The sequence below is a fragment of the Flavobacterium sp. GSB-24 genome (assembly GCF_027924665.1).
Classification (GTDB): Bacteria; Bacteroidota; Bacteroidia; order Flavobacteriales; family Flavobacteriaceae; genus Flavobacterium.
The window spans coordinates 483,103-499,508 of the sequence record NZ_AP027043.1 but is presented as its reverse complement, the minus strand read 5'-3'; the positions used below and the strand labels follow the sequence as shown (position 1 = coordinate 499,508).

Below are 16,406 nucleotides of genomic sequence, written 5' to 3'. Positions count from 1 at the left end.
TTAAAATGGAAAATAAGAAAGAAATGAGAAAGTGGTTAGAAGATTTCAATTTAAATCACCCACTTGTGATAGCTGGACCATGTAGTGCAGAGACTGAAGATCAAGTATTGAAAATTGCTCACGAATTAAAAGATTCAAAAGTTAGTGTTTTCAGAGCTGGAATCTGGAAACCAAGAACGCGTCCGGGAGGATTTGAAGGTGTTGGGGAAATTGGTTTAAAATGGTTGCAGAAAGCAAAAGCTGAAACTGGTTTATTAATGGGAACTGAAGTGGCAACTGCAGCTCATTGTAAACTAGCTTTAGAACACGATATCGACGTTTTATGGGTTGGTGCACGTACAACTGCAAATCCTTTCGCAGTTCAGGAAATTGCTGATACTTTAAAAGGAACAGATAAAATCGTTTTGGTTAAAAACCCAGTAAACCCAGATTTAGCTTTATGGTTAGGTGGTGTTGAGCGTTTACATATGGCTGGAATTGAGAAGTTAGGAGTTATCCACAGAGGTTTCTCTACTTACGAAAAAACAAAATACAGAAATATTCCAGAATGGCAGATTGCTATCGAATTGCAAAATAAATTTCCTGATTTACCATTAATCATCGATCCATCTCACATTACAGGAGATCGTAAAATGATTTTTGAAGTAACGCAAGAGGCTTTAGATTTGAACTACGACGGGATGATTATCGAAACGCACTACGATCCAGACAACGCTTGGTCTGATGCTGCGCAACAAGTTACTCCAGACGCTTTGAAACAAATCATTAAAGATTTGACTATCAGAAAAACGGATGATACTACAGATGAGTACAGCCAAAAAATGACAAAATTAAGAGCTAACATCGACGTACTTGATGCTAACTTATTAGAGTTATTAGGAAAACGTATGAAAGTTGCTGACGAAATTGGTCAGGTGAAAAAAGATGCAAACGTTGCAATTCTTCAAAACAACCGTTGGAACGAAATTTTAGGAAAAATGATCTTGGAAGGTGAGAAAAAAGGTCTTACTGAAGAGTTTGTTTTGAGAATGTTCAAAGCGATTCACCAGGAAAGTATTGGTCATCAAGAGAAAATTTTCAACGCATAATTTTGCTGAACCATATAAGTGATATAAGTTAATTTTAGTTTTTGAAAACAAGATCCCTAAATTTTCTTATAACATTAATTGAAGATAGATTGTTTTTTAAAATCTCCATTACTTTGAAAGAAGTTTTGGGGATTTTTGTTTTTAGATTATATCAACCAACGTTTGAATCTTAATGGCGGAACGTTTTTCTCAATCAATTCAGAAGGTTGAAACCTTGGGCTATGTTTAAAATTATTCATTTATCTTTGCAGGGATTTAGTTTTCAAATCTGAAATCTAATCCCGAAGTTTCGGGACAACAATCTAAAATTAAAGAATGACAGGAATCGTATATAAATCTACAGGAAGCTGGTATACCGTAAAATCTGAAAAAGGTGATTTTATTGAATGCCGTATGAAAGGGAAATTCAGAATGAAAGGTATCAAAAGTACCAACCCAATTGCTGTAGGCGATATTGTCGATTATGAATTAGAAGAAACTTCCGATGCCATTACGGGAACGATTTATAATATCCATGAAAGAAAAAATTATATCGTTCGTAAATCAGTTAACTTATCTAAGCAGATTCATATTATTGCATCAAATATTGATCAGGTTTTTTTATTGATTACGATTGATAATCCGCCGACAACGACGAGCTTTATCGATCGTTTTTTGGTTACTGCAGAAGCATACGGAATTGAAGCTATCCTGATTTTTAATAAAATTGATACGCTTAACGAGCAAACTTTAGACGATCAATTGTATTTACAGCATATTTATACCGAAATTGGATATAAATGTCTCAGAATTTCATCAACAGAAAATAAAGGCGTTGACCAGTTAAAGGAAATGATGATTGGAAAAGTAAGTATGTTTTCCGGACATTCTGGAGTTGGAAAATCAACTTTGGTGAATGCAATGGAACCAAGCCTGCATTTAAAAACAACAGTAATTTCAGAACAAAGCAAACAAGGACAGCATACGACTACTTTTGCCGAAATGTATGATTTATCTTTTGATGCGCGAATTATTGACACACCAGGAATTAAAGGTTTCGGAATTGTCGATATGGAGCCATCTGAAATCAGCGGTTATTTTCCAGAATTCTTCAAACTGAAAGACCAATGTAAGTTTAACAACTGTTTACACAAAGAGGAACCTCATTGTGCGATAAAAGCAGCTTTAGAAAAAGACGAAATCGCTTGGTCACGTTACAATAGTTATCTTAAAATCCTTGAAGGAGATGACGAGCATTATCGCAGCGATACTTATGGTGAAGATCGTGCAGCTAGTGATGAAACGAGAAAATAAAAAATCAATTTTTAAAATTCCAAATTCCAATTGTAAAGATGTACTGCTGTGTATCTAACGTCCAGAAATAAAATCCAAATAATCTTTTAATCATGGTGTAAAAGCCACTCCAGATAAATAATGAAAATAGTAATCCAAAGAGTTTCTCAAGCATCAGTAACTGTAGAAGGTCAAAAAACAGCAGACATTAAAAAGGGTTTATTAGTTTTAGTTGGAATTGAGGATGCCGACACTCAGGAAGATATTGACTGGCTTTCTGGAAAGATTATTAAAATGAGAATTTTTGGAGATGAAAATGATGTTATGAACTGCTCAGTTCAAGATATTGACGGCGATATTATTGTAGTAAGTCAGTTTACACTTCATGCTTCGACTAAAAAAGGGAACCGTCCATCTTATATAAAAGCAGCAAAACCAGATTTTGCAATCCCTATGTATGAAAACTTTGTAAAATCTCTAGAAAAAGAATTGGGCAAAAAAGTTCAAACAGGAATTTTCGGTGCCGATATGAAGGTTAATCTCTTAAATGATGGACCAGTTACCATAATAATGGACAGCAAAAATAGAGAGTAAAATTTTATTAAACATTTGTTAAGGATTTCTGAAAATAATATATATTTGACGAAAATACCTACTAATGAAAAACCTCTTTTGCGCGTTATTTTTTGTTATAATCACGGTTAATTCATTTGCTCAAAAGAGCGATTATTCCATTTTAAAAATTTCTGATAGTCTTAAAGAAAACGCCAATGCTGTTCTTCGTTTAGACCAGATAGATATTGTTATTGCTTCGCAACGAAGTATGAATATCAAAGTACAAAGAGTTGTTTCTGTTTTAAATAATAAGGGTTTAAACGATATTGATGCTTTTCAGAATTATGATAAAACAACTTCCATAAAAAGTATTGAAGCCGTTGTTTATGATGCCTTCGGAAACGAAATAAAAAAAATCAAACGAAAAGATTTTAAAGATCAAAGCGCCGTAAGCGGGAGTACCCTTTTTTCAGATAATCGAGTACTTTATTTAGATTATACTCCTATTTCTTATCCTTTTACAATTGTTTATACTAGTGAGGTAGAGACTTCAAACACCGCGTTTATACCACAATGGTATTTTTTAGGCGGTTATTATTTAAGTGTAGAAAAATGTGCGCTGAATGTTACTTTCCCAAAAGAGCTGGGGTTTAAAAAGAAAGAGTTCCGTTTTTCTGATTTTAATATAACAAAAACAGTTGATACAGATACCAAACTGAGTTATACAGCTGTTAATATCCTAGCTCAAAAGCAAGAAGATCTTAGTCCTTCTCAAACAGATCTTTTTCCTAAAGTCATGATGGGACTTGAACATTTTCATTTAGAAGGAGTCGATGGGACGGCTACCACTTGGGAAGCTTTTGGGAAATGGTATGGAGAAAAAATCCTAACTGGAACTACAACTTTACCAGAAGAAACTAAAGCAAAAATAAAAGCACTTGTTGGCAATGAAAAAGATCCTGTCAAAAAAGCAAAGATTATTTACGATTATGTTCAAAAAAAATCTAGATATGTAAATATTGCGGTAGGCATTGGCGGCTGGAAACCAATGCTGGCAACAGATGTAGATCGTTTAGGGTATGGAGATTGTAAAGCATTGTCAAATTACACAAAAGCACTTTTACAAGCCGTTGATGTTCCTTCATACAATACAATTTTATACGGAGATCGCTATAAATCGGATATTCAATCGGATTTTGTTTCCATGCAGGGGAACCACATGATTCTTGCTGTTCCAGATAAAGATAATTATATCTGGCTGGAATGTACCAGTCAAGATGATCCTTTTGGTTATCAAGGAACTTTTACAGACGATAGAAATGTTTTGGTAGTAAAGCCAGAAGGCGGTGAAATTGTTCGAACTAAAATTTATGACGATAAAGGAAATACTCAAACAGGAAAAGGAACTTATACAATTGATGAGAATGGAAATTTTTCTGGTACTTTAAAAATAGCTTCCCAAGGAAGTCAATATGCTGCTAAATCCAGAGTTGAGAATTTACAGCCAAATGAGAAAGAGGAACATTATAAAGAATATTGGGATAACATCAATAATTTAAAATTAGGTAAAATAACTTTTACTAATGATAAAGAGAATATTCTTTTTACCGAAGATGTTCAGTTAAGTGCATCAAATTATGGTGCTGTTTCTGGAAATAAAATGATTTTTGTTGTCGATGCATTCAACCAATATACCGGAAATGTAAAGCGCATTAGAAACCGTAAAAATCCATTTCAAATTCAGCGTGGCTATTTAGATACAGATGAAATTGAGATAAATCTTCCAGCAGGTTTTAGTGTCGAATTTCTGCCTCAAAATTATGAGTTAAAAGGAAAATTCGGAGAATATAAAACAGAAATCCTTAAAAAAGAAAACAACAAAATAACCTATAAAAGATCTATGTTCTTAAACAAAGGAAAATATTCAAATAAAGAATATGACGAATACCGTTTGTTTATGGAGCAGGTTTCTAGAAATGATAACGCCAAAATAATACTAACCAAGAATTAAAACTATAACCAAAAACAACCAATGAAAATTATTAAACTTTTTAGCCTGTCTGTGATTTTATTAATCGCTCCCAAAGCGATTTCACAGGATTTTAGATTAGGGAAAGTTTCTGTTGCAGAATTAGAACAGAAAGCACATCCTAAAGATACTTCAGCCGTAGCGGCAATTTTGTATAAAAAAGGAGTGTCTAGAATGGAATTTGACCAAAACGACGGTTTTTACATGCTGACTGATGTAGAAACTCGTGTCAAAATTTATAAAAAAGAAGGATATGACTGGGCCAATCAAGCAGTTTGGTACTACAATACTAACAATCTAAAAGAAAGAGTGTTTTTTTCAGACGCAGTTACTTACAATTTGGTAAATGGTAAAATTGAAAAAACAAAATTAAAAAGTGACGGATCTTTTGATGAAGTCCTTTCGAAATATAGAGGGCAAAAAAAGATTACAATGCCTAACATTAAAGAAGGTTCTGTAATAGAATTTCGATATACGGTAAGATCTCCGAGTGATGCAATGATTCGTGATTGGGATTTTCAATCTTCTGTTCCTGTAAATTATTCTGAGTTTAAAGTAGCATACCCAGAATATTATGTTTTTAAACCAAGACAGAAAGGATATGTTTTTCCTAAAATCACAACATTAAAAAATCCTAAATCGATAACTATTACTAGTAAAGAAAGAGGAGGAAATGGGATGGTGGCAAAAACTGAATTTTACTCTGATAAAGTAGATTATATAGAAACAGAAGTTACTTATGTAGCACAGGATTTCCCTGCCTTAAAAGATGAAAGTTTTGTCAATAATATTGACAATTACAAATCAAGTGTAGAACACGAACTTTCATTAACTCATTTTCCAAATAGACCAATTAAAGAATATTCTACCGATTGGAATTCTGTTGTTCGAACAATTTATGAATATGAAGATTTTGGTCCAGAGTTAAATAAAACAGGATATTTTGAAGAAGATCTAAAAAAATTATTAGCAGGAATTACTACACCTGAAGAAAAGATGTGGGTAATATTAAACCACGTAAAATCAAACGTAAAATGGAATGGTTATACAGGTTATGGCTGCGATAGCGGAGTTAAAAAAGCGTATAAAGAAAAAACGGGTAATATTGCTGATATCAATTTAATGCTAACTGCGATGCTGCGTCATTCTGGACTAACAGCAAATCCTGTTTTAGTAAGTACCCGCTCTAACGGAATTGCATTGTTCCCGAACAGAACAGCTTTTAATTATGTAATTGCTGCAGTCGAAACTCCAAATGGATATATTTTATTAGATGCAACTGATAAGTATTCAACACCAAACGTTCTTCCTTTTAGAACGCTGAATTGGATGGGAAGATTGATTCGAAAAGACGGAAGTTCAGAAGAAATAGATTTAATGCCTAAAAAAGCATCAAATGATATTGTTTTTATGAATTATGATATTGATGCCGAAGGACATGTTAAAGGAAAAACAAGAAGACAATGCTCAGATTATAATGCAATGATTACGAGAGAGAATTTCGAAAAATTAAAAGAAGAAGAGTATTTAGAGAAACTTGAAAATAATAGTGGTAAAATCGAAATAAGCGAATACTCAAGAACAAATGAAAAAGATTTATTAGCTCCTGCTATCGAAACTTACTCATTTACCGGAAATAATTTGTGCGAACTTATTGGCGGTAAAATTTATGTGAACCCAATGCTGTTTTTTGCTAAAGACAAAAATCCATTTAAGCAGGATGTTCGCGAGTATCCAGTAGATTTTGGATATCCGTTTTTAGATAAATACAATATTACAATTAAAATTCCAGAAGGTTTTGCTGTAGAAACGCTCCCAGCTGCAGTTGCTTATAACATGGAAAATAATTTAGGAAGTTTTAAATTTAATATTGCTGCAAACGATAATGTACTTCAATTAAGTATAGCTCATCAAATAAATGAAGCAATCGTTACCACAGAACAATACGAAATGCTGAAAGAATATTACAAAGGCATGATTGAAAAACAAACAGAAAAGATTGTTTTAAAACGTATTTAAGATGTTTAGATCTCTCTTAATTTGTATTGCTTTATTTTGGAATACTATAAATATCCAAGCTCAAAATTATGAGCTTGGAAAAGTAACTATTGCCGAATTACAAGAGAAAATACATCCTGTAGATTCTTCTGCGCCAGCTGCAATTTTATTTAAAAAAGGCAAAACTGTATTTAGTTACAATGATAAAACAGGATTTTCTGCCATTCACACTTATGAGTTCAAAATTAAAATTTATAAAAAAGAAGGCTTAAAATGGGCCGATCAAAAAGTGCATTACTATGTTGGTTACCAGAATTTGAATGAAGATTTATTAACCTTTTCAAATGCAGTTACTTATAATTTAGAAAATGGTAAAGTAGAAAAGACAAAGTTAGAAAGCCAAGGATCGTTCAAAAAGAAAATTAATGAATATTGGAATGAAAAAGGAATAACGCTTCCTAATGTAAAAGTCGGTTCTATCATAGAATATAAATATGTTTTAAAATCTGAAAATATCAGCGAGTTTCCTGATTTTGATTTTCAATTTAGCATTCCATTAAACTATTTTGAGTATAAGACAGAATTCCCAGAGTTTTACATTTACAAAACTATTTTAATTGGCGGACACACGATAGAAAATAATTCTAAACTTGTTAATGGAAGCCAGAATTTTACCAATGAATATGGACAAAGCCGCTGGATGTCCTACAAACAAATTGATGCATTTTATTCTGGTAAAAATATTCCAGCTTTAAAAGAAGAACCTTATGTAAATAATATTGAAAACTATAGAGGATCTATTCAGCACGAATTAGAGCGTGTTCGCATGCCAGAACAGCCAGTTAAAGATTTTACTATTACTTGGGAAGGAGTGGCTTCAACAATTTATAAAGAAGATCATTTTGGAAAAGAACTTAATAAAAACAATTTCCTTTTGGCAGATGTTCAAAAATTATTAGTCAATGTTGAATCTCAAACAGAAAGAATGAACATTATTTTTCAATTCGTTCAAAATAAAATGAACTGGAATGAAATTAATAGCTGCCTTACTGATAAAGGTGTCGAAAAAGCATACACAGATCAGACAGGAAACATTGCCGAAATTAATTTTATTTTACTTAATATGCTGAAATGGGCAGGTATAGAAGCTAATCCTGTTTTAGTAAGTACAATTGAAAATGGAGTGCCAGTTTATCCAACAAGAATGGGATTTAATTATGTAATTGTTGCAGCCGAAATAGACGGAAAACAAATCCTGTTAGATGCTTCTCGTAAATTTACATCACCCAATATACTTCCATTAAATATCTTAAATTGGAAAGGCAGATTAATCAAAAACGATGGTACTTCTAAAGAGATTGATTTAGTCCCTGTAAAACCTTCAAGAGAAGTTTCAAATTTGACTTTCAAAGTAAATGTAAATGGAAAAATAGACGGCAAAATTAGAATTCAGAAAACAGATTATGAAGCTTATAAGTTTAGAGTTCAAAACGGAAACAGAAATCAAAAAGATTATATTGAAAAACTAGAACAGCAGCTTGGCGATTTAAAGATTTCCGATTATCTCGTAACCAATAAAATTTCCAATTTATCCGATCCAATTGTGGAAACCTTTAGTTTTGAAACCGATAATTTTGTTGAAAATATAGGAGGAAAACTTTATATAAACCCAATGTTGTTCTACACACCATCTAAAAATCCTTTTTTACAAGAAACTAGACAAATGGGCATTTATTTCGGATATCCAAAACAAGAAAAAGTTTTAGTCAATGTAGAGATTCCAGAAGGTTATGTCGTAGAAACACTTCCTTCTCCTGCTAGGTTTTCACTCGAAGATAATTCTATAACTTTAGTGTTAAATGTTTTAAATGAAGGAAACAAAATTCAGTTTAGCTTTTCAAAAGACATTAACAATAGTATTTTTGCAGCCGAGCACTACAATACATTGAAAATTCTTTTTCAGAAAATGATTGCTAGTCAAAACGAAAAAATTGTTCTAAAAAAAGCTTAAAGATGGATTTAAAAAATGCCCAATTAGATGTTGATACCTGGATAAAAGAACATGGTGTTCGTTATTTTAACGAATTAACAAACATGGCTCAGTTAACAGAAGAAGTAGGTGAAGTAGCAAGAATTATTGCGCGCAGATACGGAGAACAATCAGAAAAGGAAAGTGATAAAAACAAAGATTTAGGCGAAGAACTAGCCGATGTCGTTTTCGTGGTTTTATGTCTGGCAAATCAAACAGGAATCGATTTACAAGCCGCTTTTGATAAAAAAATGGACTTAAAATCGGTTAGAGATAAAGATCGTCATAAAAACAACGATAAATTGAAATAATTGTGAAATATTACTCCTAAGTTTTGAATTATGAGTTTTGAATTTTGAATTATGAATGGGGAGTGGTAAATTGCGGGGCTGAATTATGTTTCTAATCATTCATAATTCAAAATTCACAACTTACAATTAAAAAAATGAATTTAAAATTAAGCACGAATTCAATATTCACTATTGATGATTCGCAACTAAATATCACCGGTTCTAAAAGTGAAACGAATCGCTTACTATTACTAAAAGCATTATTTCCAAATATCACTTTAGCCAATACTTCAAATTCCGATGACAGCGAAGTAATGCAGAAAGCACTTGCAGGAAATGACGAAATTGTAGACATACATCACGCAGGTACAGCAATGCGTTTTCTTACAGCTTATTTTTCTGTTAACGAAGGAAGAGAAGTGGTGTTGACAGGATCGAGCAGAATGCAGGAACGTCCAATCAAAATTTTGGTGGAAGCTTTGGCTCAATTAGGAGTTGAGATTTCATACGAGAAAGAAGAAGGTTATCCGCCAATCAGAATCAAAGGGAAAAAAGTTACTGCTTCAAAAGTAAAATTAGCTGCAAATGTAAGCAGTCAATATATTTCGGCACTTTTATTAGTTGCTTCAAAACTAGATAATGGTTTAGAATTGACTTTAGAAGGAGAGATCACTTCAATTCCATACATTAAAATGACTTTGGCTCTTTTGAATGATTTAAATATTCAAACTAGTTTTGAAGGAAACGTAATCAAAGTTTTTCCAAAAGAAGCAGTCGAATCAAAAGAAATGGTTGTAGAATCAGACTGGAGTTCTGCTTCTTATTTCTTTAGTTTAGTGGCGCTGTCGGATGCTGCCAAAATCACATTGAGCAGTTATAAAGAAAACAGCCTGCAGGGAGACTCAGAATTAGTTTCTCTTTATGAAAAAATGGGTGTGAAAACTACTTTCCAAAATAACAAAATGACTTTGGAGAAAGTTGCTGGATTCAATTATGAAGACGTAAATTTTGAATTGAACAATACACCAGATATTGCGCAAACAATTGTAGTGACTTGTTTAGGTTTAGGTATTGGATGTCACTTAACGGGTCTTCATACTTTAAAAATCAAAGAAACGGACAGGCTAGAAGCTTTAAAAATCGAGCTTACAAAATTAGGAGCCAATATTTCTGTAACTAATGACAGCTTGACTTTAGAGCGTTCTGGAAATATTAATCACGATGTACATATCGCGACATACAACGATCACCGTATGGCAATGGCTTTTGCTCCTTTAGCAATTAAAGTTCCAATTATTATTGATGATGCAGAAGTTGTTTCAAAATCCTACCCAGATTTCTGGAATGATTTAAAAGCTTTAAATTTCCAAGTTTCAGAATTGTAGAAATAATTGAACCATATAAGTTATATAAGTTCATTTAAATAAAAGTGCAATAAAACATAGCCTCTGGTTTCAACCAGAGGTTTTTTTATGTTCGAATTTGAGTATAATCGTAAAGTTTGTCATTTCGACGAAGGAGAAATCTTCGTAAGTAACTCCGCAACGAAAATCCAATCTTTGTCGAGCTACTTCCGAAGATTTCTCCTTCGTCGAAATGACAATAATACGTTGAACAGGTTTGTGTAAGAAAAAAAACATTTTAAATGGTCGCTAAAACCGCACAAAATCAAGGACTTTTGAAAATAAACGTCAAAACACTTGACAACGCCTATCTCACAATCGTATATTTGCAGGCGATTTAAAATTTTAGATAAAAAAGTCTAAGATTGATATTTTAAAATCTAACTTCAAATATGAAATTATCACACTTCAATTTCAATTTACCGAAAGAACTTTTGGCTGAATTTCCAGCAGAAAACAGAGATGAATCTCGTTTAATGGTAATTGACCGTAAAAAAAACACTATCGAACATAAAATGTTTAAAGACGTTATCAACTATTTTGATGATGGAGACGTTTTAATTCTTAATAATACAAAAGTTTTCCCTGCACGTTTGTACGGAAACAAAGAAAAAACTGGAGCTAGAATTGAGGTTTTCTTATTAAGAGAATTAAATTCTGAGCAACGCCTTTGGGACGTTTTAGTAGATCCTGCTAGAAAAATCCGTATTGGTAACAAACTTTATTTTGGTGACGATGATTCATTAGTTGCTGAGGTAATTGATAATACAACTTCTCGTGGTAGAACTTTACGTTTCTTATACGATGGCTCTTATGAAGAATTCAGAAACAAATTGACAGAACTTGGAGAAACTCCAATTCCTAAATACATCAACAGAGAAGTAACTGCCGAAGATGCTGAAAGATACCAGACTATCTACGCAAAAGAAGAAGGAGCTGTAGCAGCGCCAACTGCTGGTTTACACTTCTCAAAACACCTTTTGAAAAAATTAGAAATCAAAGGAGTAAATTTTGCTGAGGTAACTTTACACGTTGGTTTAGGAACTTTCAATCCAGTTGAGGTGGAAGATTTATCTAAACACAAAATGGATTCAGAGGAATTGATTATCAATCAACAAGCTTGTGATATTGTAAATGAGGCAAAAGCAAAGAAAAAACGTATTTGTGCAGTAGGAACAACTTCTATGCGTGCAATCGAAAGTTCTGTTTCTTCTCAAAATACTTTAAATCCGTACGAAGGATGGACAAATAAATTTATTTTCCCTCCTCATGATTTTAGTATTGCAAACTGTATGATTACAAATTTCCACACGCCAAAATCAACATTATTAATGATGATTTCTGCTTTCTGTGGTCATGATTTAATGAAAAAAGCATACGACGAAGCGATCAAAGAAGGATACAAATTCTATTCTTACGGAGACGCGATGTTAATTCTTTAATTAGAATTTATTTTACATAGAGACCCGACAAGTTTTTAAAACCTGTCGGGTTTTCTGTTTTTATAGTTTTATTTCAAGTTTCAGGTTTCAAGTTCGTTCTGCAGTTAACCGCAAAGTGCGCAAAGATTTTTTGCTCAGTTTGTGTTTGACAGGCGCTAAAGAACGCAAAGCTTTGCGAACTTAGCGTTTGTAAATGTCAACCTTGATAAAAATCTTTGCGCACTTTGCGGTTAACACAAAAAGCATATCAACTTGAAACCTGAAACTTGAAACAAAACAAACAAATTTTGTTATTTTAGCATCCAAAACAAAAACACAATGACTTTTCAAAATACACGCGAATTCGCGAAACAACTTGATGCTCAAGATGCATTAAATCATTATCAAAACGAATTTATTTTTCCAAAAGTGAATGATAAACGTGTCATTTATTTTACAGGAAACTCTTTAGGATTACAGCCAAAACGTACCAAAGCTTATGTTGATGAAGTAATGAATGACTGGGCAGAATTGGCTGTCGAAGGTCATTTTTATGCACAAAAACCTTGGTGGGATTATCAGGAAAGATTTGCAGAACCGTTGAGTAAAATTGTCGGCGCCCTTCCGTCAGAAGTTACTGTAATGAATACTTTGACAGTAAATCTCCATTTACTAATGGTTTCTTTTTATCAGCCAAAAGGAAAACGTTATAAAATTATCTGCGAAGAAAAAGCTTTTCCATCAGATCAATATATGTTTCAGAGTCAGGTTCATTTTCATGGATATAAACCAGAAGATGCTATCGTAGAAATTAAACGTCGCGAAGGCGAACACAATATTCGTCTTGAAGATGTTTTAGCAAAAATTGAAGAAGTTGGCGATGAACTGGCTTTGGTTTTAATAGGAGGGGTAAATTATTATACCGGACAAGTTTTCGATATAAAAACTATTACAGCGGCCGGACAAAAAGCGGGTGCAAAAGTAGGCTGGGACCTAGCACATGCTGCTGGAAATATCAAATTAGAATTGCATGATTGGAATGTAGATTTTGCAGCTTGGTGCAGTTATAAATATATGAACTCAGGACCTGGAAATGCTTCTGGAGTTTTTGTTCATGAAAAACATCATAACGATTCAGATTTACCGCGTTTTGCAGGCTGGTGGGGACACAATAAAGAACGCCGTTTTAAAATGGAACCCAACTTTGATCCAGTTCATGGAGCAGGAGGATGGCAGATTAGTAATCTTCCAGTCCTTTCTTTAGCACCATATTTGGCTTCTGTAGAAATGTTTGCTGAGGTTGGAATGGACGCCTTAATTGCAAAACGTGATCATATTACCTCTTATTTAGAATTTATTCTGCACGAAATTGACAAAGAAGTAAAAGGGAATTTTGAAATTATTACGCCTTCAAACCCTGCAGAGAGAGCTTCACAATTATCAGTTTTTCTTCATGGAGAAGGAAGAAGTTTGTTCGATTATTTAATGAAAAATGGAGTAATTACAGACTGGCGTGAACCAAACGTAATTCGTTTAGCTCCAGTTCCATTATATTGTTCTTATGAAGACATGTACGACTTCGGGCAAATTCTGAAAACAGGAATTTTAGGGAAGTAAAAGTTGATGAATCTCGCAAAGGCGCAGAGTCGGAAAGTTTAATCTTAAAGTTTGAATAGCGTCCAGCTTTAGCTGGATGACAATAAAACATAAATCAAAAGGGCTTTAGCCAAACTGTAAAAGTTTGGCTAAAGCCTTTTTTTATATTCCGCAAGAAAGTAGTGATGAGAAAAAAACTTTGCGGCTCTGCGCTTTTGTGCGATTAATAAATCAACTACAATAATTAATAATTAAATATCAAATCTTCTAATCTTCTAATCTTATAAACTTTCGAAAAAATTCTGTAACAATCATTATGGCAGATATTCCGTATTTTGTAATGTATAATTATTAAAACTATAATCATGAAAGGCTTATATATAATTTTAGCGGCGATTCTTTTAACTTCTTGTCAAAATCAAAGTAAACAAGATTTAAATAAAGCCAAGCAAGCCAGTATTGATTCAATGAAAGTTGAGATTAATAAACAACGCGTTATCGATTCAATGAAGACGGAAATGGCTAAGATAAAAGAAGAGCAAAAAGTTGAATCTGAAAAAGAGAAAGTTGTAGTGGTGCATCAGCAAGCTGCAAACGGAAATACAGCAACAACAACGACTACAACCAAAAAGAAAGGCTGGAGTGCAACTGCTAAAGGTGCTGTAATTGGTGCTGGAGTTGGTGCCGCAACCGGAGCAATCGTCAGTAAGAAAAAAGGCGAAGGAGCTATTATTGGAGGTTTGGCCGGTGCTGCTTTAGGAACAGGAACTGGTGCTGTTATTGACAGCAAAAATAAAAAAGAATAGATATTAAATCTTTATAATAAGAACGCCGATTTAGAATCCTAAATCGGCGTTTTGTTTTATGCTAATTCTAATGTGGGAATTTGAATGGCATTCAATTCTGATTTATAGAAATTGAATTGATTTCGTATTTTATCTTCTTCTTTTTTAAAATACAAAGTAGATGAAAGTAAATTTTGATAATATTCAATTCCTTCTAGAATATTTATTTTAAAAGAATTCCATTTTTTTAGTTGATTGGCCGTTAATTCGCCAGAAATAGTTTCGATTTCATTTCTAAAATAATCAACATACATTTTTAATTCCTTCACAAATAAATTCGGACGATCATTAGTTCTCAAAATCGATTTTCCTTGATAAATGTGCTGCAGCATATCTTTTAAAGAAACTTCTTGATCAAAATAAGCCAGATTTGGTCCCGGACAAATTACCACACCCTGCGACTGGCCTTTTATTTTAATATCATTTTCAAGATAAGAAGCATTTGCTAAACCAACGCATAAACAAGATTTCTCTGTTATTTTGATTTTGCTTTTTTCGAATTCTTCTGGAGATAGAGAATCTTTTTTTGCATCTAATTCTTGTAGTTTAATATCCTGATATTTTTTGGATGCCGTACAAATTCCGTGTGGATCGTATTCTTTACTTAAAGCCAAAAATTTCTTTGGGCAAGAACTTCCAGCCTTATTTTCTTCGATGCGTTTTTGCTTTAAAATTTCGTTTGTCGTGCCTCGTAAAGTGTTAAACGGAACTCCCAAAGGCGAAATGTGACTTAGGTAAAAATCGTCTTCTTTGGCATTCTTTAATAAACTTCTAGTTTCCTGATCTACAGATGTTGCTTCGGGAACTAATAAAAATGGAGATCCCCAGCCAACAGAATCGACTTTATATTCGTATAATAAAAATTCATGTTCTTCTGCAGTTCCAACACCGCCTTGAACTGTAATTTTTAATTCTAAAGGTGTTTCTGGAAAAACTTGATTTTTGAGCTGTAAAGCTTTAATCATTAAATCGTGAGCCGATTGTACCAATTGTTCTTTTTTCTGCTTGAATTCTTCTAAAATAGTGCCCAATAAGAGTCCATCAGTGGCAAAGGCGTGACCGCCGCAGTTTAATCCAGATTCGATTCGGTATTCAGAAACCCAAAGTCCTTTTTTGGCCAAGAAATTTCCCTGAATCATTGCCGATCTAAAATCGCTCACTTTTAAAATGATTTTCTTTTTAAGTTCGTTTTTTTCGTTTGGGAAAAAATCTTGAAAGTTCTCAAAGTAACCGAATAATCTCGGATTCATTCCAGCAGAAAGTACAACAGAAGATTCTAAATTACTTTTTGCAAAACCTCTTAAAGCGGCATGGGCATCATTAAATTCTACAGGAAGCTGTGCGTTTTTAACAAAATTATCTTTATCCAATTTTGTCATAATGTTTACGTCGATTTCGCCAGGAAAAAGATGCGTTTCGATATAATTCTGAATGTTTTCTTTAAAAGCAATTCCGTCATCCAGCAAATTTTGAAATCCTTTTTTAATGTCGGAAGTATTCGGCAGCATCGACATAAAGTTTTCAAGTGTCGTTTTGCTTTCGGCTAATTCCTTCTTAAAAATTTCGAATTTTTCTTTTACAATTTTGTCAACTAAATTTAAGTAAGACGTAATTCTTTCGGCCCGGTAATCGTGAAATTTCTGGGTAATTTCTTCGTAGGGAATGTTGAATTTAGTGCTGTAGAAATTACGCATTTTTTCAATTAAATCGTCATCGGCAATAGAAATAACAGACGAAATACCATATTGTGCAACACGAATTGGACTGTCAATCGTATAGGCAAGACCCATTACAGGAATATGAAAAGTATGTAAAGGTGTTTTTGTCATTTGTCTTTGGGTTAAAATAAAGACAAATATTGAAAAAATGATTTTTCTAAA

Annotated in this window: 12 protein-coding genes; 11 read left to right on the top strand and 1 reads right to left on the bottom strand. The window is 33.1% G+C overall.

Annotated features, from left to right (window positions below):
- Positions 1–5: 5 nt before the first annotated feature.
- The 11 genes from QMG60_RS02430 to QMG60_RS02380 all read left to right on the top strand — a co-directional run bounded on the left by QMG60_RS02430 (position 6) and on the right by QMG60_RS02380 (position 14,487).
- Positions 6–1,088, top strand: a complete 1,083-nt coding sequence (locus tag QMG60_RS02430) for a bifunctional 3-deoxy-7-phosphoheptulonate synthase/chorismate mutase type II (RefSeq protein WP_068842266.1) — start codon at positions 6–8, stop codon at positions 1,086–1,088.
- A gap of 315 nt (positions 1,089–1,403) precedes the next feature.
- Complete coding sequence (gene rsgA, locus QMG60_RS02425; RefSeq protein ID WP_281866760.1) at positions 1,404–2,381, top strand: ribosome small subunit-dependent GTPase A; 978 nt, start codon at positions 1,404–1,406, stop codon at positions 2,379–2,381.
- A gap of 120 nt (positions 2,382–2,501) precedes the next feature.
- On the top strand, positions 2,502–2,954 hold the full coding sequence (gene dtd, locus QMG60_RS02420) for a D-aminoacyl-tRNA deacylase (RefSeq protein WP_281866759.1): 453 nt from the start codon (positions 2,502–2,504) through the stop codon (positions 2,952–2,954).
- Positions 2,955–3,018: 64 nt separating this feature from the next.
- Complete coding sequence (locus QMG60_RS02415; RefSeq protein ID WP_281866758.1) at positions 3,019–4,926, top strand: DUF3857 domain-containing protein; 1,908 nt, start codon at positions 3,019–3,021, stop codon at positions 4,924–4,926.
- Between the two features lie 21 nt (positions 4,927–4,947).
- Entirely contained in the window at positions 4,948–6,963 is a 2,016-nt protein-coding gene (locus tag QMG60_RS02410; protein ID WP_281866757.1) for a DUF3857 domain-containing protein, read from the top strand.
- Between the two features lies 1 nt (position 6,964).
- Complete coding sequence (locus tag QMG60_RS02405; protein WP_281866756.1) at positions 6,965–8,953, top strand: DUF3857 domain-containing protein; 1,989 nt, start codon at positions 6,965–6,967, stop codon at positions 8,951–8,953.
- Between the two features lie 2 nt (positions 8,954–8,955).
- Complete coding sequence (locus QMG60_RS02400) at positions 8,956–9,282, top strand: nucleotide pyrophosphohydrolase (protein WP_012022600.1); 327 nt, start codon at positions 8,956–8,958, stop codon at positions 9,280–9,282.
- A gap of 134 nt (positions 9,283–9,416) precedes the next feature.
- Positions 9,417–10,646, top strand: coding sequence for a 3-phosphoshikimate 1-carboxyvinyltransferase (gene aroA / locus QMG60_RS02395; protein ID WP_281866755.1), 1,230 nt, complete (start codon positions 9,417–9,419; stop codon positions 10,644–10,646).
- Positions 10,647–11,056: 410 nt separating this feature from the next.
- Complete coding sequence (gene queA / locus QMG60_RS02390; RefSeq protein WP_057115071.1) at positions 11,057–12,106, top strand: tRNA preQ1(34) S-adenosylmethionine ribosyltransferase-isomerase QueA; 1,050 nt, start codon at positions 11,057–11,059, stop codon at positions 12,104–12,106.
- A 318-nt stretch (positions 12,107–12,424) separates the two neighbouring features.
- On the top strand, positions 12,425–13,702 hold the full coding sequence (kynU, locus tag QMG60_RS02385) for a kynureninase (protein WP_281866754.1): 1,278 nt from the start codon (positions 12,425–12,427) through the stop codon (positions 13,700–13,702).
- Positions 13,703–14,046: 344 nt separating this feature from the next.
- On the top strand, positions 14,047–14,487 hold the full coding sequence (locus tag QMG60_RS02380; protein ID WP_281866753.1) for a YMGG-like glycine zipper-containing protein: 441 nt from the start codon (positions 14,047–14,049) through the stop codon (positions 14,485–14,487).
- A gap of 56 nt (positions 14,488–14,543) precedes the next feature.
- On the opposite strand, the gene QMG60_RS02375 is transcribed toward QMG60_RS02380, so the two are convergent.
- Positions 14,544–16,355 (bottom strand): hypothetical protein, encoded by a 1,812-nt coding sequence (locus QMG60_RS02375; RefSeq protein WP_281866752.1) that lies wholly within the window; start codon positions 16,353–16,355, stop codon positions 14,544–14,546.
- Positions 16,356–16,406: the final 51 nt, after the last annotated feature.